The sequence below is a fragment of the Brevundimonas diminuta ATCC 11568 genome (genome assembly GCF_000204035.1).
Lineage (GTDB): Bacteria > Pseudomonadota > Alphaproteobacteria > Caulobacterales > Caulobacteraceae > Brevundimonas > Brevundimonas diminuta.
In genome coordinates, this window is record NZ_GL883086.1 from 1 (window position 1) to 19,666 (window position 19,666).

At 64.6% G+C, this 19,666-nt stretch carries 23 protein-coding genes; 6 read left to right on the plus strand and 17 right to left on the minus strand.

Annotated elements, in window-relative coordinates; all coding sequences use genetic code 11:
* Window positions 1-178: 178 nt before the first annotated feature.
* Window positions 179-397, minus strand: a complete 219-nt coding sequence (locus BDIM_RS17040; RefSeq protein ID WP_003164248.1) for a hypothetical protein — start codon at window positions 395-397, stop codon at window positions 179-181.
* 207 nt (window positions 398-604) lie between these two features.
* Complete coding sequence (locus BDIM_RS03750; protein ID WP_040344937.1) at window positions 605-844, minus strand: hypothetical protein; 240 nt, start codon at window positions 842-844, stop codon at window positions 605-607.
* A gap of 205 nt (window positions 845-1,049) precedes the next feature.
* Here BDIM_RS03750 and BDIM_RS03755 point away from each other — a divergent pair, with 205 nt between their 5' ends.
* Window positions 1,050-1,337 (plus strand): SemiSWEET family sugar transporter, encoded by a 288-nt coding sequence (locus BDIM_RS03755; RefSeq protein WP_003164251.1) that lies wholly within the window; start codon window positions 1,050-1,052, stop codon window positions 1,335-1,337.
* Between the two features lie 3 nt (window positions 1,338-1,340).
* Here BDIM_RS03755 and BDIM_RS03760 read toward each other — a convergent pair whose 3' ends face one another.
* Genes BDIM_RS03760 through BDIM_RS03775 form a run of 4 tightly spaced genes read right to left on the minus strand, consistent with a single transcriptional unit; the run spans window position 1,341 to window position 7,265 of the window.
* A complete protein-coding gene (locus BDIM_RS03760; protein WP_003164252.1) occupies window positions 1,341-2,480 on the minus strand; it encodes a hybrid sensor histidine kinase/response regulator in 1,140 nt (379 codons plus the stop codon).
* A complete protein-coding gene (locus tag BDIM_RS03765; RefSeq protein ID WP_040344941.1) occupies window positions 2,477-3,052 on the minus strand; it encodes a chemotaxis protein CheB in 576 nt (191 codons plus the stop codon). Before BDIM_RS03765 ends, BDIM_RS03760 begins: the two co-directional genes overlap by 4 nt.
* Window positions 3,049-3,873, minus strand: a complete 825-nt coding sequence (locus tag BDIM_RS03770) for a CheR family methyltransferase (RefSeq protein WP_003164254.1) — start codon at window positions 3,871-3,873, stop codon at window positions 3,049-3,051. Before BDIM_RS03770 ends, BDIM_RS03765 begins: the two co-directional genes overlap by 4 nt.
* An 8-nt stretch (window positions 3,874-3,881) precedes the next feature.
* The gene (locus BDIM_RS03775; RefSeq protein WP_003164255.1) at window positions 3,882-7,265 is read right to left on the minus strand and encodes a response regulator; all 3,384 of its coding nucleotides are present in this window, start codon (window positions 7,263-7,265) and stop codon (window positions 3,882-3,884) included.
* A gap of 215 nt (window positions 7,266-7,480) precedes the next feature.
* Here BDIM_RS03775 and BDIM_RS03780 point away from each other — a divergent pair, with 215 nt between their 5' ends.
* Entirely contained in the window at window positions 7,481-8,086 is a 606-nt protein-coding gene (locus tag BDIM_RS03780; protein ID WP_040346514.1) for a cysteine hydrolase family protein, read from the plus strand.
* On the opposite strand, the gene BDIM_RS03785 is transcribed toward BDIM_RS03780, so the two are convergent.
* The 3 genes from BDIM_RS03785 to BDIM_RS03795 are packed head-to-tail and all read right to left on the minus strand — an operon-like array spanning window position 8,083 to window position 10,633.
* Window positions 8,083-9,096, minus strand: coding sequence for a DNA topoisomerase IB (locus BDIM_RS03785; RefSeq protein WP_003164256.1), 1,014 nt, complete (start codon window positions 9,094-9,096; stop codon window positions 8,083-8,085). The two genes, BDIM_RS03780 and BDIM_RS03785, sit on opposite strands and share 4 nt — an antisense overlap.
* A 26-nt stretch (window positions 9,097-9,122) precedes the next feature.
* On the minus strand, window positions 9,123-9,872 hold the full coding sequence (locus BDIM_RS16785; RefSeq protein ID WP_003164257.1) for a Crp/Fnr family transcriptional regulator: 750 nt from the start codon (window positions 9,870-9,872) through the stop codon (window positions 9,123-9,125).
* Window positions 9,873-9,928: 56 nt separating this feature from the next.
* Window positions 9,929-10,633 (minus strand): Crp/Fnr family transcriptional regulator, encoded by a 705-nt coding sequence (locus BDIM_RS03795; protein ID WP_244911869.1) that lies wholly within the window; start codon window positions 10,631-10,633, stop codon window positions 9,929-9,931.
* A 497-nt stretch (window positions 10,634-11,130) separates the two neighbouring features.
* Here BDIM_RS03795 and BDIM_RS03800 point away from each other — a divergent pair, with 497 nt between their 5' ends.
* On the plus strand, window positions 11,131-11,859 hold the full coding sequence (locus BDIM_RS03800) for a Crp/Fnr family transcriptional regulator (protein ID WP_003164260.1): 729 nt from the start codon (window positions 11,131-11,133) through the stop codon (window positions 11,857-11,859).
* Window positions 11,860-11,907: 48 nt separating this feature from the next.
* On the opposite strand, the gene BDIM_RS03805 is transcribed toward BDIM_RS03800, so the two are convergent.
* The 5 genes from BDIM_RS03805 to BDIM_RS03825 all read right to left on the minus strand — a co-directional run bounded on the left by BDIM_RS03805 (window position 11,908) and on the right by BDIM_RS03825 (window position 14,961).
* Complete coding sequence (locus BDIM_RS03805; RefSeq protein WP_003164261.1) at window positions 11,908-12,408, minus strand: YciE/YciF ferroxidase family protein; 501 nt, start codon at window positions 12,406-12,408, stop codon at window positions 11,908-11,910.
* Window positions 12,409-12,616: 208 nt separating this feature from the next.
* The gene (locus BDIM_RS03810; RefSeq protein WP_003164262.1) at window positions 12,617-13,210 is read right to left on the minus strand and encodes a DUF4142 domain-containing protein; all 594 of its coding nucleotides are present in this window, start codon (window positions 13,208-13,210) and stop codon (window positions 12,617-12,619) included.
* Window positions 13,211-13,227: 17 nt separating this feature from the next.
* Window positions 13,228-13,467 (minus strand): hypothetical protein, encoded by a 240-nt coding sequence (locus BDIM_RS03815; protein WP_003164263.1) that lies wholly within the window; start codon window positions 13,465-13,467, stop codon window positions 13,228-13,230.
* 130 nt (window positions 13,468-13,597) lie between these two features.
* Window positions 13,598-13,792 carry a hypothetical protein gene (locus tag BDIM_RS03820; RefSeq protein WP_233126816.1) on the minus strand — a complete coding sequence of 65 codons (195 nt, stop codon included), beginning with the start codon at window positions 13,790-13,792 and terminating at the stop codon, window positions 13,598-13,600.
* Window positions 13,793-13,863: 71 nt separating this feature from the next.
* Window positions 13,864-14,961: a flavodoxin family protein gene (locus tag BDIM_RS03825; RefSeq protein ID WP_040344943.1), complete on the minus strand. Its 1,098-nt coding sequence runs from the start codon at window positions 14,959-14,961 to the stop codon at window positions 13,864-13,866.
* Window positions 14,962-15,088: 127 nt separating this feature from the next.
* On the opposite strand from BDIM_RS03825, the gene BDIM_RS03830 reads away from it, so the two are divergent.
* Window positions 15,089-15,982 (plus strand): SDR family oxidoreductase, encoded by an 894-nt coding sequence (locus BDIM_RS03830; RefSeq protein ID WP_040344944.1) that lies wholly within the window; start codon window positions 15,089-15,091, stop codon window positions 15,980-15,982.
* A gap of 2 nt (window positions 15,983-15,984) precedes the next feature.
* Here BDIM_RS03830 and BDIM_RS03835 read toward each other — a convergent pair whose 3' ends face one another.
* Together BDIM_RS03835 and BDIM_RS03840 are read right to left on the minus strand one after the other, a co-directional pair.
* Window positions 15,985-16,776 (minus strand): metallophosphoesterase family protein, encoded by a 792-nt coding sequence (locus tag BDIM_RS03835; RefSeq protein ID WP_003164267.1) that lies wholly within the window; start codon window positions 16,774-16,776, stop codon window positions 15,985-15,987.
* A complete protein-coding gene (locus BDIM_RS03840) occupies window positions 16,760-17,539 on the minus strand; it encodes a nucleotidyltransferase family protein (RefSeq protein WP_040346519.1) in 780 nt (259 codons plus the stop codon). The genes BDIM_RS03835 and BDIM_RS03840 overlap by 17 nt, the downstream gene beginning before the upstream one ends.
* A 110-nt stretch (window positions 17,540-17,649) precedes the next feature.
* On the opposite strand from BDIM_RS03840, the gene BDIM_RS03845 reads away from it, so the two are divergent.
* Window positions 17,650-18,372 carry a cytochrome c oxidase assembly protein gene (locus BDIM_RS03845; protein ID WP_003164269.1) on the plus strand — a complete coding sequence of 241 codons (723 nt, stop codon included), beginning with the start codon at window positions 17,650-17,652 and terminating at the stop codon, window positions 18,370-18,372.
* Entirely contained in the window at window positions 18,369-19,085 is a 717-nt protein-coding gene (locus BDIM_RS03850; protein ID WP_003164270.1) for a cytochrome b, read from the plus strand. Before BDIM_RS03845 ends, BDIM_RS03850 begins: the two co-directional genes overlap by 4 nt.
* Here the strand turns inward: BDIM_RS03850 and BDIM_RS03855 are convergent.
* Window positions 19,082-19,528 (minus strand): DUF305 domain-containing protein, encoded by a 447-nt coding sequence (locus BDIM_RS03855; protein WP_003164271.1) that lies wholly within the window; start codon window positions 19,526-19,528, stop codon window positions 19,082-19,084. The two genes, BDIM_RS03850 and BDIM_RS03855, sit on opposite strands and share 4 nt — an antisense overlap.
* Window positions 19,529-19,666 lie beyond the last annotated feature (138 nt).

Sequence of the window (19,666 nt, forward strand, 5' to 3'; positions counted from 1 at the left end):
TAGCCAAAAGCTCCGGGGCTTTCTGCTGTCTGCGCCCTAAACAATGAGAATACGGGCTCGCTCTCTGGGCCCGCGATCCGCATGCTTATGACTACGGTCTGGTCCTTCCTCCTAATGGAGTCGAAGGGGTCGGTTGTTTCAGCCGGGCGGCAGGGAAGTGGTTCCCCCGCCGAGCTGCCTACGTGCCCGTGCCGAAGCCCTTGGGACCGCCGGCTCCGGCGGCTCCATCGCCGCCGGTTGAAGGCGTGGCGTTTCTGTCGGCGGGATTATTGTTCGCTAAGGGGTCTTGATTGGTTCCCGTCTTCCGGGCCTGACGACCAGCCTCGACTTCTTCGCCCTTCAGATCGGGAGCGTCGGCTTGATCACGGTTGGGGTCATTGGGTTGGACGTCGGTCATTATGATCTCCTGTTGGTTGAATAGAGCCAATCAACAGGCGCTGAGCCTGTTCCTGCGGCCCCGCTACACGATAAGTTTTGGGAAGCGGTCGGAACCTCAGCGTGAAATCGGATCGGGCCAGCCGCTGGGAAGGCGCAACGGCGCCTATTCGCGGACGCTCTTTGACGATTTCGACGCCGAGAACGGTGAAGAGGACTGAGGTCAGAGCTAAGCACGCGCCTTCTTCAAGCGTTCCTGCAGAGCCTTCCGCTGCGCATCGTAGGCCTGTCGCTCGTCGTCGCATCGCGTACGCAGGGCTTGCAGCTCCTCATCCCATCGTCGCGTCGCCTGGCCATGCATGGTGTCGAGGTCGTCTAGGGCGAGTTGCGCCTTCTCGACCTCTGTCCGGTTAGCCGCGTCTGGCTGTTCCGCCTGGGGGGCGCCCTTGTCGCAGGGGGGCTCGGTCATGGTCTTCTGGTGTCTGGAGAGAAGACGAAGGGAAAGGGGATGTTCCCTTTCGCGTTGGGGCGCGTGATGCACGACTCTCGGTCAGGCTTCAGCCTCTGTCGACGTCATCCAGCGGGCTCGGACAGTTCGGCGTCATTCGACGATGCTTGCTTTGAAAGGGCGGGAGCCCCTTGGAACAGCCCTGCAGGCGTCACGTTGGCTGATCATGGCTGAAGATGTCGCAAACTTAATAGGCTCGGCTGCGGCGCTCTGCTCAATCACCAGTTTTGCGCCTCAGGGCTATAAGATCTGGCGGGAGCGTGATGCATCGGCGGTCAGTCTGAAGACCTATTCGCTGACCGTCAGTTGTTTCATTCTGTGGACGATCTATGGCGTCATGGTCTCGGCTTGGCCGGTAGCGTTCGCCAACGCCTGCGCCTTGTTCATGGCGTCAGGCGTTTTGCTCATGAAATGGCGGTTCAGGGACGGAAAGCCGGGCGCGACGCCGCCCTGAACATCACGCGGCGATGGGCAGGCGCACCGTGAAGCAACTGCCTTGACCGGGGCCTTCGCTGGCCAGTTCTATCGCGCCGTCGTGCATCTCGACCAGTTGTTTGACCAGCGCCAGGCCGATGCCGAGGCCCTCGCGTGAACGATCGTCGGGGCCTTTGGATTGGGTGAACAGATCGAAGATGCGACCTTGCATGTCATGCGCCACGCCCACGCCGTTATCGGCGATGTCGATCCGCACGTGGTCCTGATCGACGTCGGCCGAGACGCGGATCTGACCTTCAGGCGGCGTGTATTTGGCGGCGTTGGTGAGCAGGTTGCTGACCACCTGCGAGAGCCGCGTGAAGTCCCCTTTCAACCACAGGGGCTGGGCAGGCAGGGCGACCGTGAGGTCATGCGCCCCGGCCTCGATCTTGGGGCGACTCGTGTCGACAGCGGACTCGATGACGCTCTGCAGGCTGACGCGCTCGCGCTTGAGGGAGATCTTGCCTTGGTCGATCCGGGCGACATCCAGCAGATCTTCGATCAGGCGTGAGAGGTGGTGGGCCTGAACCTCCATGCGCGCGTGGATGCCGGCTTTCATCCGCTCGTCAGACTGACGCTCCAGCAGCTGAAGACCGGCCCGCAGAGCCATGATCGGATTGCGCAACTCATGGCCCAGCATGGCGATGAAGTCGTTCTTGCGCCGATCGGCAGCGCGCAGGGCGTTGGCGGAGGCTTCCAGTTCGTTGCGCTGGGAGAGGATTTCCATCCGCTGGCGATAGAGGTCGATGAAGACCTTCGCCTTGCTGCGCAGGATGTCCGTTTCGACCGGCTTCTGGATGAAGTCCACCGCGCCGGCCTCGTAGCCCCTGAAGCGACGTTGCAGGTCCGCGCTTCCCGCCGTGACGAAGATGATGGGGACGTGGCGCGCGTTCACATTGCCGCGCATGAACTCGGCCAGCTGGAATCCGTCCATGCCGGGCATCTGCACGTCCACCAGCGCCAGGGCTACGTCGTGAACCAGCAGCAATTCCAGAGCCTCATCGCCCGAGCGGGCCTTCAGGCAGACCACGCCCTCACGCTTCAGTAGCGCCTCCAGCGCGAGCAGGTTCTCTTCAAGGTCGTCGACCAGCAGAAGATGGATCGGCTGTTCCGGGCTGGTCATGCTTTTCCGAGACCTTTCAGATGTTCGGCGATGCGTTGGAGCGGCAGGGCGAGGGCTGCGTCGCAGGCGTTGCGGGCGGCCTGGGGCATGGCCTGGGCGTAGGCGGCGGCGGGCTCCTCCACCAGGGCGATCCCGCCCGCAGCGGCGACGGCGCTCAGTCCTGCGGCGCCGTCCTCGTTGGCGCCGGTCAGGATCACGCCGGTGAGGCCGGCTCCGTAGGCGTCCGCCGCGCTCTCGAACAGCACGTCGATGGAGGGGCGGGAGTAGTTGACGGCTTCGTCGGAAGACAGGGCCAGATCGCCGTTGCTCTCGACCAGCAGATGGTAGTTCGAAGGGGCGAAATAGACCACGCCGGGACGGGCGGTCTCCTTGTCTTCGGCCTCCTTGACCTCAAGCCGGCATTTGGCCTCGAACAGAGGGGCCAGCACGTTGCCGCGGTCGGCCGGGACGTGCAGGACGATGAAGATCGGCCAGGGAAAGTCCGCCGGCAGCGCCGGCAGAAGAGTGAGCAGCGCCTGCACGCCTCCGGCGGAGGCGCCGATCGCCACGGCCTGGTCCGGGGAGGGACTCACGGTTCGCGTTTCCTGTAGATCTTCTCCGCCGGGACGAACTCCGAAAAGGCGGCCGCATGGCGCGAGAAGCGCAGGTTCTCCTTTGATCCGATGCCCAGAAAGCCGTTGCGCGCCAGGGAATCCTGGAACAGGCCCACCGCGCGATCCTGAAGCCCCCGGTCGAAATAGATCATGACGTTGCGGCAGGAGATGAGCTGCATCTCCGCGAAGACGGCGTCCGTAACCAGGCTGTGGTCCGAAAAGACGACATTGGCGCGCAGCGACTTGTCGAAGACAGCCCGGCCGTAGTCCGCCGTATAATAGTCGGACAGCGACGATCGCCCGCCGGACTTCTGATGGTTCTCTGTGAACTTGCGTATGCGATCGAGGGGATAGATCCCGGCTTCGGCGGCGCGCAGGGCGTCAGGATTGATATCGGTGGCGTAGAAGAGGGTGCGGTCAAACAGGCCTTCCTCGCGGAAAAGGATGGCCATGGAGTAGAGTTCCTCACCAGCGCTGCAGCCCGCGATCCAGACCTTGAGCGAAGGATAGGTGCGCAGGTGGGGCAAAACCTGCTCGCGCAGGGCGCGGAAATAGTCGGGGTCACGGAACATCTCGCTGACCTGAACGGTCAGGAAGGCGAGCAGACGCGGCAACATTTCGGGGTCGTGCAGCACGCGTTCCTGCAGGGCCGTCAGGCTCGGCAGGCCGAAATGGCTGCGCGCCTGAAGCAGGCGGCGCTTGATCGACGCCCGCGCATAATGGCGAAAGTCATAGTGGTAGCGTTGAAACAGCGCCTCCAGCAGAAGCCCGATCTCGATGTCCTCGATCTCGTTCGTCATGGCGGAACTCAGCGGGGCATCCAGACGCGGACCAGGGACAGCAGCTTGTCCACGTCCAACGGTTTAGCCATGTAGTCGTTCGCCCCGGCCGCCATGCAGCGTTCCTGGTCGTCCGGCATGGCCTTGGCGGTCAGCATCAGCACCGGCAGCGTCTTCCAGCGCGAATCCTTTCTCAGCTCGCGCGTGGCCGCCAGACCGTCCATGACCGGCATCATCACGTCCATCAACACCAGGTCGACGGCCTTCGACGGGTCGGTCGAGGATCGCTCCAGGGCCTCAAGCGCCTCCTTGCCGTTGCGGGCGATCTCGATCATGGCGCCGCGCGGTTCGAGGACGTTGGTCAGGGAGTAGACGTTGCGGACGTCGTCCTCGACGATCAGAATCCGACGCCCCTCCAGCACGGCGTCGCGGTTGCGGGCCTTGCGGATCATCTTCTGCTGCTCGTGCGGCAGCTCCGACACCACCTGGTGCAGGAAGAGGGACACTTCGTCGAGCAGGCGTTCCGGCGACTTTGCGCCCTTGATGATGATGGAGCTGGAATAGCGGCGCAGCTGCTGCTCGTGATCGGGCGATAGATCGCGTCCTGTATAGACGATCACCGGCGGGAAGCCGTGGCCGGCTTCGCGGCTGAGGGTCTCGAGCAGGGAAAAGCCCGACGCGTCCGGCAAGGTCAGGTCCAGCACCATGCAGTCGAAGGTCTGGCTTCTGAGTTGTTCCAGGCACTCGGCGGCGGTGCCCACGCCTACGGTCTCCACATCGCCTGAGGCCAGCAGGCGGCTCACAGCGTCGCGCTGGACCACGTCGTCCTCGACGATCAGCACGCGACGCACGGTGCGGGTCAGCTTGTCCTCCAGGGTGCGCAGAACCTCGGCGAGATCTTCGCGCTTCACCGGCTTGACCAGATAGCCGATGGCGCCCAGCGACAGGGCGGTCTGGCTGTGATCCTCGGCCGAGACGATGTGGATCGGAATGTGACGGGTGTCGTCGTCGCGCTTCAGCACATCCAGTACGGTCAGGCCCGACTGGTCGGGCAGGCCCACGTCCAGCACGACCGCGCTGGGGCGATGGCGCTTGGCCAGCTTGAGGGCCTCCTCCGCCGTACCCGCCACAATGCACTGGAAGCCCAACTCGCGGGACAGGTCGCGAACGATGGCGGCGAAGCGGTCGTCATCCTCCACCACCAGCAACAGGCGGCGCGTCCCGGCCAGATGATCGCGGTCGTCCTCTATGCTTGCCGGCACATGAGACAGGCGGCGCTCGGGAGTTGCGTCCGATGGGGACGAAGTTTCCAGGGCAGGGGCGGGCGTTTCGCGAGAGGCGACCTGCGCCGCGTCATAGGTGCGCGGCAGAGAAAGGGTAAAGACGCTGCCTTCGCCCAGTCTGCTTTCCAGCCTGATCCGCCCGCCAAGCAGACGCGCCAGTTCGCGCGAGATCGACAGGCCCAGGCCTGTGCCGCCGTATCTGCGGCTGATCGTTCCGTCAGCCTGCTGAAAGGCATCGAAAACGCCCTTCTGCTGCTCGGGCGATATGCCGATGCCGGTATCCGACACGGCGAAGGCGATCCTGTCGCCGGGCTGGGCCGATATGCTCAGCTTTACCTTGCCGCTTTCCGTAAACTTGAAGGCGTTCGACAGCAGGTTCTTGAGGATCTGCTCCAGCCGTTGACGGTCTGTCTCCATCAGATCGGCTCCGGCGTCCAACTCGATGTCGAAAGCCAGGCCGCGATCGTCCGCCACCGGCTGGAAGAGTTGGCGCACGTCTTCGGTCAACCGCTGCATCGAAACCGCTTCGGGACGCGCCTGGATGTGACCGGCTTCAATCTTGGATAGGTCGAGGATGTCGTTGATCAGGGCCAGCAGGTCATTGCCGGACGACTGAATGGTGCGAGCGTAGTTGACCTGGTCCTCAGACAGCGTCCCCTCCGGGTTGTCCGCCAGCAGCTTGGACAGGATCAGCAGCGAGTTGAGCGGGGTGCGCAACTCATGGGACATGTTGGCCAGGAAATCGGATTTGTACTGGCTGGCCTGTTCCAGTTCGCGCGCCTTCAGCGTCAAAGCTGAGGCGCCGCGCTCCAGATCGTCGCGCTGAGTCTCCAGAAGTTGGGCCTGCTCCTCCAACTGGCTGTTGGTCTGCTCCAGCTCCGCCTGTTGCTGCTCGAGACGCGTCTGGGACTCCTTCAGCGCGCGGCCCTGCTCCTCCAGCTCTTCATTGGAGACGCGAAGCTCTTCGCTCTGGACCTGAAGTTCTTCGGCCTGGCGTTGGGTTTCCTCCAGCATGTTCTGCAACTGGGCGCGGTAGCGAGCGGATCGCAAAGCCGTGCCTATGGCGGGGCCCGCCTCTTCGAGCAGCGCCATGAGCCGTTCGTCAGGCGCGTGAAGGAAGCCGAGTTCCAGAACCGCATTGACGGCTCCGTCCGCTCGCGCTGGGGCGAGCACCAGGTGCCGAGGCTTGTCGCGGCCCAGAGCCGAACCGATCGTCAGATAGCCTTCGGGCACGTCGGACAGGGTCAGAACCTGACCTTCAGCCGCCACCTGACCGAGCAGCCCCTCACGCAGACCGAAGCGCTCTGCGATGGGAGCGTCAGACGGTACGCCGAGGGCGGCGACGCGCCGGTAGAGGCCGCCTTCGCCCTTGAACAGCGCGCCGGCCTGCACGCCGGCATAACGCCCCAGATAGGCGAGGATGCTGTCCGCGAGTTGTTCCAGGGACTGATCTCCCATCATGGCGGCGGCCAGGCCGACCTGCCCTTCGTGCAGCCATTCCTGGCGGGCGCGCGCTTGCGCGCTGCGGCGGATCAGAGTGAAGACGACAAGCGTCAGCGCCGCTCCCAGCAGGCCGGAAAGCACGCCGCTGATCAGCGCCGTCCGATAGGCGGCGTCCATTTCGTTCAGGCGCAGTTGGCGCACCCGCTGCTCTTCCTGGCGCAGGAGCGTGATCTGGGCGCGGACCGCATCCATCTCACGCTTGCCCTGATCCGTCGCCATGCGCGCCAGGGCGGCTTGCATCCCCTCGGTGCGGCGCGTCTGAAGGGTGGCTCCCAATTCAGCCATCTTGGCGTCGATGTGGCGTCGCAGTTGGCGCAGATGAGCTTGCTGGGTCGGGCTGTCCTTCGTCAGATCGCCGACCTCGTCCAGACGTCGAGCCAAGTCCCGGCTCGCGGCTTCATAGGGCTGCAGATACTGAAGGTCGCCCGTCAGCAGATAGCCACGTTGCCCCGTCTCCGCATCCTGAGCGGCGGACAGTACTTCATCGACCGCGACGATCACCCGGTGTGTATGGATGATCTGTTGGTTGTTGGCCCGCAAGACTTCCACGTTGCGCCAGGCGACGACGCCGGTGGCGAAAAAGAAGGCGAGAACAAGGGCCAGCCCCAGCGTCGCCCAGGCTTCCATTTTTGAGCCCGTAGACGGGCGACGTGGCGATTTCATCAATCTGCGAACCTTGGCGAGCCTCGGGAACGCCCTGCCTACAGGCGGGGGCGAAGCGTGCAATAACCTATGCTGGACTCATCGCACAGGCTGGGCGAAGAGCGAGGCTGGGGGCGCCTGTTCGCCCTATGTTCGAGCCCGTCAAGGGAACCCTCTGCGAGCATGAGCTTTGGCTGCCTATGGCTTCCGGCATCCACTTTGGCCCCATACCGGCAAACGCCGTCCATCTGTGCGTGGACATGCAAAGACTGTTCGCGGAGGACACGCCGTGGCGCACGCCCTGGATGCCGCGCGTCCTGCCTGTGATCGTGCATCTGTGCGAGCGCAAGGCCGAGCGTACCTGTTTCACCCGGTTCATCCCCGCCCGCTCGGCCGATGAGGGGCGGGGAGCCTGGCGTCGGTATTGGCGGCGATGGGCCTCGATGAAGCTTGAAAATCTGGGGGAGGAACGGGTGGAGCTTCTGCCCGAGTTGCAGGCATTCGCTCCGCCCGGACAGGTGCTGGACAAGGCGCACTATTCTCCCTGGGTCGACACGGGTCTGGCGTCGGCTCTGATGGCGAGCCAGGTCGACACCTTGGTGGTGACGGGCGCCGAGACCGACATGTGCGTGCTGGCGACCGTTCTGGGCGCCGTGGATCTGGGTTTTCGCGTGGTGGTGGTGTCGGACGCTCTGTGCAGTTCCTCAGACCAGTCGCATGACGCCTTGCTGGGTCTTTATCACGACCGTTTCGGCCAGCAGATCGAGACGGCGGAATGCGACGAAGTTCTCGAAGCCTGGATCTAGGCGGGGCCGCCCAGCAATCGCGCCAGGCTCGAATCGAAACCCTGAGCGTCTGGACCAGGCAGTAAGGTTGTGATGCTTCCGGTTTCATAAAGTTCAATCACGCGCGGATGCACATAGGAACCCCGGCAGACCGTCGGCGTATTGCCAAGCAGGCCCGCGATCGTTCTCATGCAGGCTGAGACGTTGCGCCGGGCTTCGGTCTGGGACGTGGGGAGGGCCATCTCGCAGAAGGCGCGGGCGGCGGAAACGGTGGCCGCCCAGGTCCGGAAGTCCTTGGCGGAGAACTGATCGCCCATGGCCTCGCGGATATAGGCGTTCACGTCGTCTGAACTGATCGGCTTCAGAACGCCTTCGGCGTCGCGGTATTTGAAGAGGTGCTGGCCAGGCAGGCCTTCCAACCCGCGCATGACACGCGCCAGACGCCGGTCGCTGACCTTGACGCAGTGTTCCTTGCCGCTCTTGCCCCGGAACTCGAAGATCAGGGCCGAACCGTCGACTTCCAGGTGGCGTTTGCGCAAGGTCGTCAGGCCGAAACTGCGGTTCTGGCGGGCATAGGCGGCGTTGCCGACGCGGATCAGGGTGATCTCCAGCAGACGGACGGCCGACGCCACGACCTTCTCCTTGCAGGGCCCCCGGCGCGATAGATCGTTCTCCACCCGCGCGTGCAGCCGCGGCAGGCGGCGAGCGAAATCAGGCAGGCGGGCGAACTTGTGCGAGGCGGCCTGAGCCGTCCATTCGGCGTGATAGCGATACTGCTTGCGGCCGCGCGCATCGCGTCCCGTCGCCTGGATATGGCCGTTCGGGTCAGGACAGATCCAGACGTCCCGCCACGCAGGCGGAATGGCCAGGGCGTGGATGCGCATGAGGATGCCCTGATCGCGGACCAGGCGGCCTTTGGCGTCACGGTAGCAGAAACCTCGCCCGCTCCGGCGACGCGTGAGGCCCGGAGTCTCGTTGCTGGACCAGATCAGTCCGTCGGAAGACGGCGGCTGGGGCGCACTCGTCAGCATCTCTGCAGCTCTGGCTGAGTTTGGGTCTAGGCAACGCCAGAGCGCAGCTTCGGCTCCCCTATGTGATCCGTCGCGGGGGGCGCGCCGCAGCGGCACGAAAAATCTGAGAGGCTGTCGGCGTCCAGGATAGACGCCTTGCCGCGGCTGAAGCGCACAGCGCCCATAGTCTGCAGGTTGCTGGCGGCGGCGTTGATGCTCGTTCTTTGGACGCCGAGCATGGCGGCCAACTGGGCCTGCGTCAGGCGAAGCGACGCGCCGTTGCCGCCGTGGTGCAGGCGAAGCAGCCATTTCGCCAGACGCTCCGACACGCGGTGCGAAGCATTGCAGGCGGCTTCCTGTTCCAGAAACGTCAAACGCTGAACCGCCTGAAGAGCGATGAAACGCGACAGCCAGTCGTAGCCCAGCGCTTCGCGGACGGCGGCGGCTGGAACGCGAAACAGCCGAACATCCAAAAGCGGGCGCACGTCGGCGCCGCTGCCGCTGGAGCCCAGGGCGTGATCCCAGCCGTAGACGGAGCCGGAGACGATCGGCGCCACGCAGACGTCGCTGGCGGCGGGAAAGACGCCCAGAACCCCCGACAGAATGAACCAGAGGTGGTCCCTGTCCAGCGGGGTCTGTGCATCGCCTGACAGGTCGAGCTCCACCCCCTCGGCGATCAGACGCTGTTGGGCGTCCGACGGCAGGGCGCGATAGACCGGATGGTCGTGGATGTTGGGCCGGGAACGGCCGGTAGGCCGTGCGGGCGAGGGGAGAACGGCGGCTGAATCTGCGGGCATGGGGCCTCCTGACCTGAAGCCCTGCCACGGAAGCCTAAGATCCCCACTTACATGGGTTAGTCGCGACTGGGCGGCGCATCCGCGAGATCGTCCGCGATGCTGAGCCCCGCGGCCAAGGCCAGACCCTGCAGGTCAGGCAGGATGGCCCGCCCGGTCCGGTAGTCGACCAGGCCCGCCCGTCGGAGCTGCTGCAGCGTGCGGTTTATATGCACGGCGCTGAGCCCCAGGATGTCCGCCAGCATGTCCTGGGTCAGAGGGAGATGAAGAACGCCGGGCTCGGCGGCGCCGAGGCGGCTTTGCCGCTCGTACAATTCCAGCAGAAGGTGGGCCGTCCGCTCATAGGCGCTGAGACGCCCCAGACGGATCACGTGCCGCGCTAGGCGCAGACGCTCCGCAGAGCGGACCTGGCGCCAGGCTTCCAGCAATCGGGGGCTGACGTCGACGCTTTCCGAAATCGCCTCCCACAGCAGGGAGGCGTCGAGGGTGGAAGCGTCGGTAAGGGCCCAGACCGCCATGTCGGCGTCCACGGCGTCGGCGGCCAGAATGACGTCGCCAGGCAGGCTGAGGCCCACGATCTGCCGCCGGCCGTCTTCTAGCATGGCTCCACGCGCGATCCAGCCGCGGGCCACCACGCGGGCGTCCTGACGTTCGGGATGAAGAGACACCGACCCGCCAGGCGGGTGGAACAGCGCCGGACCGTGGAACCAGCCGCGGACGCGATCGATGTCGGCGGGCGACAGCGCGACGAAGCTGGACAGCATACGTTCCAGCGACGCCGCGGCTATGTCTACATCATCTTGATAAGACTGATTCTTCATCCCCCTGACCAACAGCACGGCCAGAGGTGTTTCGTTCTTTACATAGGTTAGTCGGAACGCTCGAACGTCACGCTTGCGACATCGTCATCAGAGCTCTTTTAGGCGCGGTAGTAGGAATCCGAGCAAAGGGTGCGAAGCTGCCTCCACGTGGCCTTGCCTTCCAGTTGGAAGAGCTCAGCCTGGGTATACCGATCTGAGATCAGGGCTTTTCGCACTTCGCTAGGGATACGGAAACGCCCGCTGCGAGCCAACTCGAAGGCGCGCTCGATAACTGGTGTTCTATTCACGATACAAACTCCCCTGTTACGGGAAGACAATGCGGCTCAGGCCTCGCGGTTCTCTGTGTCGCATTTGCGGCCCCCGGGAACACCGGCGGCTTCCCAGCCTCGCAACATTCGCGAGGAATCGGCGTTGTGTTTCCGCCAACGTAGGGGAGCGAGATGCACGATCACAGCCGTCTTCTGGAGAACAAGCTGGAGCGCCGCGACGTCATCACGGACTGCGAACGGCAGGCCTTGCGAAGCGTGCTGACCCATGTGGTTCTGAAGCCCGCCGGCAGCGACATCGTCTCCCAAGACGCTTTGGTCGATCATTCCAGTCTGGTCGTCGACGGCTTCTGCGCGCGTTATCGCGATCTGAGCGACGGACGGCGGCAGTATACTCAGATCAACCTGCCCGGCGACTTCATCGACCTGCACAGCTTCGTTCTCAAGCGTGTCGACCATGGCGTGCGTGCGCTGTCGGACTGTCTTATCGCCGAGGCCCCGCATGACCGTCTGCGCGAATTAACTGAACAGCATCCTCATCTCACACGCTTGTTGTGGCTGGAGACGGTGGTCGACGCCGCGATGCATCGCGAGTGGCTGCTGGCGCTGGGGCGGCAGGAAGCGCTGGAGCGGACGGCCCTGCTGGTCTGCGAAATTTACGCCCGCCTGGAGGCGGTGGGGCTGGCGCATGACGGCGTCTTTCGCTTCCCCATCATACAGGCTGAGATTGCGGATCTGCTAGGCATGTCCGCCGTGCACGTGAACCGTACGCTGAAGGTCATGCGCGAGGCTGGATGGCTGGAGTGGACGGGATCTGAGGTCCGTATTCTGGAATGGGACCGTCTGGCGGACGAGGCCGAATTCAATCCCTCCTATCTGCGGCTGGAGCGACTGCCGGTTTAGCGCCGAATGACGGCCCCGCCGCTGATCAGGCGGCGGGGCCGTCGGAATTCAGGCGGCGGGCTTCAACGCCTCGGCGTTGATCGCGGCGTCGGCGATGGCCGTCAGATCATCGTCGGTCTGGCTCTCTTCCTGCAGGGTTTCATCAAGCAGTTTGACGGCGTCCTTCAGCCCCATCACCTCGGCCCAGCGCTTAAGCGTGCCGTAGCGGGTGATCTCATAGTGCTCGACCGCCTGGGCGGCGGCCAGCAGGCCGGCGTCCAGCGCCGCCGAATCCTTGTACTCTTCGGCGATCTCGTCGCCCTCGGCCAGGATGCCTTCGATGGCGTCGCAGGTCTTGCCGCGTGCGGGCTTGCCGATGATCTCGAACACCTGTTGCAGGCGCTCGATCTGCCCTTCCGTCTGCTCGCGGTGTTTTTCAAAGGCCGCCTTGAGATCGGGCGACTGGGCAGCGCGCGCCATCTTTGGCAGGGATTTCAGGATCTTGCGCTCAGCGTAATAGATGTCGCGCAAGGTGTCGTGAAACAGGGTCTGCAGCGTTTTCTCAGCCATGGGGCTCTCCTGAATATGAAAGGGGAGCCTGCGAAGCGGCAGGCGGACCTGCGCGTTCCTAATGTTCGGATATGAACAGGGCCGGGCGCAACGCAACCTTTGCGAATTAGACGGCCTGGCCAATGCCGAAGGCGGCGGGGAGTCGCTGAATAGAAGAAGGGGCGGACTGCAGTCCGCCCCTTCGCGCCGTTTTATCTTTCGGCCGGCCTCAGCCGATCAGGTTGGATTGCAACTGCTTGGCGCGCTCCAGGTGGGCTTCGATCTTGGGCAGGACGGTGCGTGCGTGCTCCGCCAGGGCAGGGGCGTCCGTCTTGTCCGAGAAGCCGCGATGCAGGGTGACGGCCTCCTCATGGGCGGCGACCTGCTGGTCGATATAGGTCTTGTCGAAGTCCGCCGCCGAGGCTGAGCGCAGGTTGTCGATCAAGCCCTTGCGGCGCTGGTCCAGCTCGGTCGGCAAGGTCGTGTCCGGCGCAGCCTGTCCGGCTGCGGCCTTTAGAGCGGTCGAGGCGGCCGAGTGGTCCGTCTTGATCATCTGCGCCAGTTCTTTGACCTGGGCGTTCTTTGACCGCTCCAGGGCGATGTCGGCGGCCTGGATTTCGTACATGTCGCCCATGGCGGCGTTCGGGACATAGGCGCTGACCATATTGGCGCCCATGGTCGCCGCCGAGGTCTGGCCCACCGGCTCGGAAACGGCGTCCTGCGCCTTGTCGACGGCTTCGGACCCTTGCTGTTGATTGCAGGCGGCCAGGGCGAGAGCGGCGGCTGAAGCGGCCAGGAAGGCGGCGGTTTGCTTCATCATCATATTGATTCCTTAGTTGATCAGGATTTGGCGGCCATGCCGGGCGTGACGGGGGCCAGTTCTTCCGCCTGAGTTTTGGGCGGGGGCGCGTCGGCGTGCTGAAGGCCGTCGTCCGGCGTTTCTCGGATGGACAAAACGGCCTCGTGAACGCGCATCAGCGGGGCAGCGGCGTCAATGGCCTGGGCGTCGGTAGGCGAGGCCACCCGCAGGCGTCTTTGAGGCCCGCTGTCGCTGCCGACCACGACTTCATAGAAGCGCATGGCGGTCTCCCGTCGCGGGGACGCCCGGGGGGCGGCGATTGCGATCGATCATGTCTTTAATCCTCTCTGTGACGGGAGCTTAAGCGGCGGGACGCGGCGGTGTTCCAAATGCTCAAGCCTGGACATGCCGTCACATGGCGCGTTCCAGCGGGGCTTCGGCGCCGGTCATTCGTGCATCGGGAGTTTTTGTTTGTGTGCGGAGAAAACCGGTCGCCGCCGTGGCCAGGTAGACGACGAACAACAGGGCCAGAAGGGCTCCGACGAGCATCAACAGCTGGCGCGGACGTCGCAAAATCGGCGGTTTTTCCTTGTTTGCAAGCGGCAAAGAGAACTCCTTTCGTATTGATAGGAGAAGGAAACGACGCCGAGCCTGTTCCATACGGCGCCGGTCAGTTCTTATTTTTGCCGCGGGGATTTTAGGCTAGATTCAAAGGGCTTTGAGGGGCAGTTGCGCCGGGCCAGCACGGCCAAGGTCAGTTTCTCGGCCGTCAGCCGCACTTCATCTTGAACGGCGGGATCGCGATCCAAGGCGTCATGGCTGGTGGCGTAAGGCTCCCAATAGCCGATGTAACGATCGATCTCGGCGCCGGCCGGCGACAGCTCCATCGAAACCAGCCAGTCGGACAGAGAGCGACGCACGTTCTCGGCGCCTTCCGCATCGCCATGAACGACCAGGGCGAAACGCCGACCCGCCAAATGGCGGGGATAGGGCCAGTCGGCCAACTCCAGCGCCTTAGCCATCGGAACGGTCTTGCCGTGCGTCGTGGTGGGGTCGGGATTGCCGCCGTCGGCGCAGACCATCCGGTCCATCATCAGCTTGAACGGGCTTGAGGCGTGATACCAGTTGACCGGGGTGACGATCAGGACGCCGTGCGCGCGGACCCACATCGGATAGATGTCATTCATCCAGTCGTGGACCTGGCCCAGGCTGTAGTTGGGATAGCAGCTGCACGGCCAATGGCAGAGGGCCGCTGCGGTGGAGAAGCAGGCCTTGCAGGGATGAATTTCCCGGCCGTATTCCGACGCCAGGCGTGACAGGTCGAGAACTTCAGTCTCCACGCCCGCGTGACTTTCCACAACTTCGCGGGCGATCTGGACCAGACGCCAGCTCTTGGACATTTCGCCGGGGCAGGTGTGCTCGGAACGGCTGGAAGCGTTGATGATCAGGATGCGCGCGGGCATGGCGGCGTCGTCATGCTGCGCCTCGGCGGCGCGGAGAGCTTTGTGGGCGTCCAGCCAGTCCAGCGCCAACTCATAGTCCGGCTCGGCGAAGCTCGGACCGGCGGGGCGCGTCAGCGGCGATTTCCGACCCCCGATGTAGCCGTCCCAGGCTGCGGCGGCCAGGCGGTCGATCTCGTTGCGCAGAGGATCGAAGGCGGGGTCCGCGAACCGGCTGCGGAAGCGGGTTTCAAAGGTTGCGCGGTCCAGTTCCGGGCTGGGCATGCCCTTGCGCGGTTCAGGGACGGCTGGAGCGTGGGGAACAGAATCTGGCATGCGGCTTCTCCGGCTCGGGTGCGTCGGAAACGTCGCGTCTGAAGACGACGTTCCGCCGCAGGAGGGGAACGCGCGGACAGAGGGCGACTTAGGAAGGCACGCCCTTCAAACGTCTACAGGAGCCGTCATGTCCGACCGTCTGACAATGCAGGATCCCCGTCATCAGTATCCGCGTCCGCCATTTCCGCGGCAGCCGCAACCGGCGCCCGGACTGGCGGCTGAGATGGAGCCCAGGCCCGATCATGGGGAGGAGAGCTATCGCGGCCACGGGCGGCTGAAGGGGCGTCGCGCCCTGATAACCGGGGCCGATTCCGGCATCGGCCGCGCCATCGCCATCGCCTACGCCCGCGAAGGGGCCGATGTCGCCGTCTCCTATCTGCCCTCCGAGGAGGCCGACGCGCGCGAGGTGATCGCCCTGATCGAGACCGAAGGCGTCAAGGCGCTGGCCCTGCCCGGCGATATCCGTGACGAGGCGTGGAATGCGACCATGGTGGCGCGCACGCTCGAGGCCTTCGGCGGCCTGGACATCCTGGTCGTCAACGCAGGTCGGCAGCAGTTCCGCGAGGACGTAGGCGAGGTCTCGACCGAGGATTTCGACGCCACGCTGAAGACCAATCTCTACGCCCTGCACTGGTTGTGCCAGGCGGCGACGCCGCACCTGCCGCCGGGCGCGGCGGTCATCACCACGGCCTCGATCCAAGCCTATGAACCGTCGGACATCCTGCTCGACTACGCCACCACCAAGGGCGGGATCGTCACCTACACCAAGGCCCTGGCCAAGCAACTGATCGAGAAGGGCGTGCGGGTGAACGCCGTGGCGCCGGGCCCCTTCTGGACTGTTCTGCAGCCCAGCGGCGGCCAGCCTCAGGAGAAGGTCGAAAAATTCGGGGCTCACAGCGCCTTCGGCCGCCCGGGCCAGCCGGTCGAGATCGCACCCGTCTACGTTCTGCTGGCGTCGCAGGAAGCCAGCTTCGTCACGGGCGAGGTCTGGGGCGTCACCGGCGGCGCCGGGATCGCCTGAGCTCAGACATCGAATACGCGATAGGGCGTGTCGCCTAGCGCCCGCAGCACGGGCAGGGCGACGTTGTAGACTGGGACGCCGCGCGCCGTGCGGCCTTCCGGCGCCCCGCGATGCGCATGGCCGTGCACCACCAGCTTGACGTTCTCATAGCGATCGACGACCTCCGCCAGCCGCGATGAGCCGAGGAAGGCGTGGATTTCCGGCGGCTCGCCGATCACCGTGTCGACCACCGGCGCATAGTGGAGAAGCACGACGCTCCGTTCGGTGCGCAGGGTGCGGATGGAGTTCTCGATGAGGTTGGCGTCCTCCACCGCCTCATTGACAAAGGTCTTCACCGAGGCCTCGCCGAACGAACTGAGCATGTAGCGGCCGAAGCCGCCCACGAAGCCTTTTCCCCCGGCGAAACCGACGCCGTCGATCTCATAGGCCTCGCCGGTGAGCATCTTCACGCCGGCTTCGGTCAGCATGCGGGCCACCTCCAGAGGTTGGCCGCACTCGTGCTCGTGATTGCCCAGCACGCCGATCATGGGGATGCGGCAGGCGCGCAGATCCTCCAGCAGGTTCTCCACCTCGACCGTCTTGCCGAAATTGACCAGGTCGCCGCACAGGCAAAGCACGTCCGCGTCTTCATGCACCCGGTCGAACAGGTCGCGATAGGCGCGATGCGAGGTCTCGCCGACGTGCAGGTCGCCGACGGCGGCGACGCGAAGCTTTTTCTTCGGTCCGGCTTCCATGCCGGGTTGAGGCGTCTGGCTTTCAGCGGCGGGGGCGGCGGGTTCAGGCGACGGGGTCATGGCGTTCCTCCAGGCCCTTGCCCACCACGTCGCCGAAGCCCCATTCGGAGATGTCGGCGATGTAGTCTCTGGGGCTGAACAGGCGGCCGCGGCAGACCTTTACGCGCGGCGCCGGCAGATCGACCTGAGCCTGAAGGCGGCCGATCAGCTCCGTCATCAGCCACGCCGGCACCAGGCCGCGCTCCGTCGGATAGGCGAAGCGGAAGTTGAGCAGATGCGCCATCAGCACCTCCCAATAGAGGTCCATCTGATCCAGAAGCGACTTCCAGTCGATGGCGTCGGCCTGCTTGAGAATGACGTGGTTCACATCGGCGCCGTCGTAGCGATAGCGGTCCTGAATGAAGGCCTTGGACAGGATCAGGGCGGTCGGCGGGGTGATCGTCACCTCATGCCCGTAGACGGTGATGCGATCCGGCCCGAACCAGCTGTCGGAGACGGCGATGGTGCCGTTCGACATGGCGAAGATGACGTCGAAGAAGTGCTTGTCGTCCTTCCAGACCTTGGCGATCCAGCGTTCGTCCTCGACGTCGGTGCGATAGCCGTGCGCCTGGAAGAAGGCCAGAATCCGGGGGTAGTCGCCGGGCTTGCAGAAAACGTCCAGATCCTTGGTCGGCCGACGGATTCCGGTATAGGCCGTCACGGCGTAGGTGCCCGAGAGCAGGAAAGGAACGCCGGATTCCTTCAGCAGACGCAAGTACTCTTCATAAAAGGCCTGGGCTTCTGCGGGAGGCTCGAAGGCGGGGTCGGCGACGGTATCGGACATGAGCGGGTTCCTGAACAGGGCATGGAAACGGCGCATGGTGAAACCGGGTTCCGCTTCGTTTGAGCCAGCAGGAGCGGTGAACCGTCGCTGCGCGGAGGCGTTGGCCCAGGATGGTCGATGCCGTCTGGACACCTTATTGCGGGCCCGCGCCTGATCCGGTCGAGGCGCTGAGCCGCTGGAACGGCGATCCGATTCTCTGGGTCGTTCTGACGGCTGCGACGGTCGCGGGGCTGGTTCTGCTGCGCGGGCCGGAAAGGGGGCGATATACGGCTGCGATGACCGTGCTGGTGATCGGCTTCATCTCGCCTCTGTGCGCGCTGAGTTCGGCGTTGTTCACCGCACGGACGTTGCACCACCTGCTTCTGGTGCTGGCGGCGGCCCCGTTGCTGGCCCTTTGTGTGCCGGCGATGAGAAAGCCGAGGCTGGCGACGGCGACGGCCGCGCAGGCGGTGATCTTCTGGGCCTGGCATGCGCCGGGCCTCTATGCCCAGGCCCTGTCGCATGATGCGATCTACTGGTTGATGCAGTTCACTATTCTAGGCAGCGCAGTCTGGTTCTGGGCGGCCGTGCGCAGCGCCAGAGGCCATGCGGCCGTCGCCGCCTTGCTGGCGGCCATGCTGCTGATGGGGCTTCTGGGCGCCCTGATCGTGTTCGCGGGCCAGCCCCTCTATGCGCCGCATTTCGCCAGCACCATGGCTTGGAACATGACGCCGCTGGAGGACCAGCAGGCGGCCGGGCTCATCATGTGGGCGCCGGCGGCGGCGGCCTATCTCCTGGTCGCCCTGTGGCGGATTCACGGTCTGCTGAAGCCGGCGGGCGAGGCGGCGGCATGATCGACCGGCTGATCGCCCAGGCGCTGGAGTGGGCAGCCGGTCATCATGATGAGGGGCGCTATTCCCCCGTGGCCATCTGGTTTCACTGGATCATGGCAGGTCTGGTCGTGTTCCAGTTGGGCTGGGGCTGGTGGATGGGGCGGTTGCCGGTCGGCGGCGAGAAGGTCGCCGCCTATGAGGCCCATTTCGCCGTCGGCGTGCTGATGCTGTTGCTGGTGATCGGCCGCCTGACCTGGCGGCTGGTCGCGCCGGACCTGATCAATGACGCAGACAAGCCGGGGTGGGAAAGCACGGCGGCCCGCGTCACCCACTATGTGTTCTACGTCTGTCTGTTCGGCCTGCCGTTGTCGGGTTGGGCGATGGTCTCCGCGACGGCGCGAAACACCCAGTTGGAGGCGGCGGGCTTCATTCCATGGCCGCTGTTGCCAATGCAGAATTTGTCGAACCGCCAGCTGTGGGCGGTCGAGGCTGCGGCGGAGTGGATGCACTGGGCGTTGATTGTCGCTCTTCTGCTGATGATCCCGATTCATGCGGGGGCGGCGCTGAAGCATCACCTGATCGACCGCGACGACGTCTTTCACGCCATGCTGCCGGTCGTGCCTCAACTGAGGCCGCGCCGCACGCGATGGCAGCGACGATGGCGCGCGCTGGAGAAAAGGATCGCGACGACCGTTCGGGGGTTGCGGCGCGGCCGCACCCGCTCCCAGGTCTAGAGTCGGTCCAGGATCGCCTGCATTTGGGCGATCTCCCGCTCTTGAGCGACGATGATTTCATCGCACAGGGCGATCAGTTCAGGGTCGGTCAACTTGGCCTTTCCGCACATCAGGATCGCTCCGGAATGATGGGGGATCATGCCGCGGATCAGTTCCTGGTCGTTAATGGCCGCCTGGGTGCGCATGGCGTAGAAGCTGGCGGCGAATACGACGGCGGCGACTCCGATGATGATCCAGTTGGCGCGTCTGTTCTGGAACATCGAACGCATCGACAGCAGCATGACCACGGCCATCGGCGCGACCATCATCAGCGTCATGTAGACGTTGTTCAGGTTGAAGCGGAAATGATCGAGCGTCGCGATCATGGTGAACATCACCAGATACATGATGACGAAGTCGATCAGCAGTTCGATTGCGAGATTGCGATAGCTGTGGGCGTGCATCAGCGGCCTCCACCGGGTTGTTAGTCGTGTGACAGGCAATCTCTGGGCGCGCGGCCTGTTCCCGAGGAGTTCAGTCGCCGTCGGAACGAGCGGGGCGGCGGATCTCGCGCGACGCGGCCGGGCGCGCGGCAGCAGCGA

Coding starts and splice junctions, on each gene's coding strand:
- BDIM_RS03770 (WP_003164254.1), bottom strand. CDS start 3,873: ATGACGAACGAGATCGAGGACATCGAGATCGGGCTTCTGCTGGAGGCG.
- BDIM_RS03785 (WP_003164256.1), bottom strand. CDS start 9,096: ATGCTGACGAGTGCGCCCCAGCCGCCGTCTTCCGACGGACTGATCTGG.
- BDIM_RS03855 (WP_003164271.1), bottom strand. CDS start 19,528: ATGCACGCCCACAGCTATCGCAATCTCGCAATCGAACTGCTGATCGAC.
- BDIM_RS03780 (WP_040346514.1), top strand. CDS start 7,481: ATGGCTTCCGGCATCCACTTTGGCCCCATACCGGCAAACGCCGTCCAT.
- BDIM_RS03810 (WP_003164262.1), bottom strand. CDS start 13,210: ATGATGATGAAGCAAACCGCCGCCTTCCTGGCCGCTTCAGCCGCCGCT.
- BDIM_RS17040 (WP_003164248.1), bottom strand. CDS start 397: ATGACCGACGTCCAACCCAATGACCCCAACCGTGATCAAGCCGACGCT.
- BDIM_RS03845 (WP_003164269.1), top strand. CDS start 17,650: ATGGTCGATGCCGTCTGGACACCTTATTGCGGGCCCGCGCCTGATCCG.
- BDIM_RS03775 (WP_003164255.1), bottom strand. CDS start 7,265: ATGGAAGCCTGGGCGACGCTGGGGCTGGCCCTTGTTCTCGCCTTCTTT.
- BDIM_RS03830 (WP_040344944.1), top strand. CDS start 15,089: ATGTCCGACCGTCTGACAATGCAGGATCCCCGTCATCAGTATCCGCGT.
- BDIM_RS03750 (WP_040344937.1), bottom strand. CDS start 844: ATGACCGAGCCCCCCTGCGACAAGGGCGCCCCCCAGGCGGAACAGCCA.
- BDIM_RS03835 (WP_003164267.1), bottom strand. CDS start 16,776: ATGACCCCGTCGCCTGAACCCGCCGCCCCCGCCGCTGAAAGCCAGACG.
- BDIM_RS03815 (WP_003164263.1), bottom strand. CDS start 13,467: ATGCGCTTCTATGAAGTCGTGGTCGGCAGCGACAGCGGGCCTCAAAGA.
- BDIM_RS16785 (WP_003164257.1), bottom strand. CDS start 9,872: ATGCCCGCAGATTCAGCCGCCGTTCTCCCCTCGCCCGCACGGCCTACC.
- BDIM_RS03805 (WP_003164261.1), bottom strand. CDS start 12,408: ATGGCTGAGAAAACGCTGCAGACCCTGTTTCACGACACCTTGCGCGAC.
- BDIM_RS03755 (WP_003164251.1), top strand. CDS start 1,050: ATGGCTGAAGATGTCGCAAACTTAATAGGCTCGGCTGCGGCGCTCTGC.
- BDIM_RS03800 (WP_003164260.1), top strand. CDS start 11,131: ATGCACGATCACAGCCGTCTTCTGGAGAACAAGCTGGAGCGCCGCGAC.
- BDIM_RS03840 (WP_040346519.1), bottom strand. CDS start 17,539: ATGTCCGATACCGTCGCCGACCCCGCCTTCGAGCCTCCCGCAGAAGCC.
- BDIM_RS03795 (WP_244911869.1), bottom strand. CDS start 10,633: ATGCTGTCCAGCTTCGTCGCGCTGTCGCCCGCCGACATCGATCGCGTC.
- BDIM_RS03825 (WP_040344943.1), bottom strand. CDS start 14,961: ATGCCAGATTCTGTTCCCCACGCTCCAGCCGTCCCTGAACCGCGCAAG.
- BDIM_RS03760 (WP_003164252.1), bottom strand. CDS start 2,480: ATGACCAGCCCGGAACAGCCGATCCATCTTCTGCTGGTCGACGACCTT.
- BDIM_RS03850 (WP_003164270.1), top strand. CDS start 18,369: ATGATCGACCGGCTGATCGCCCAGGCGCTGGAGTGGGCAGCCGGTCAT.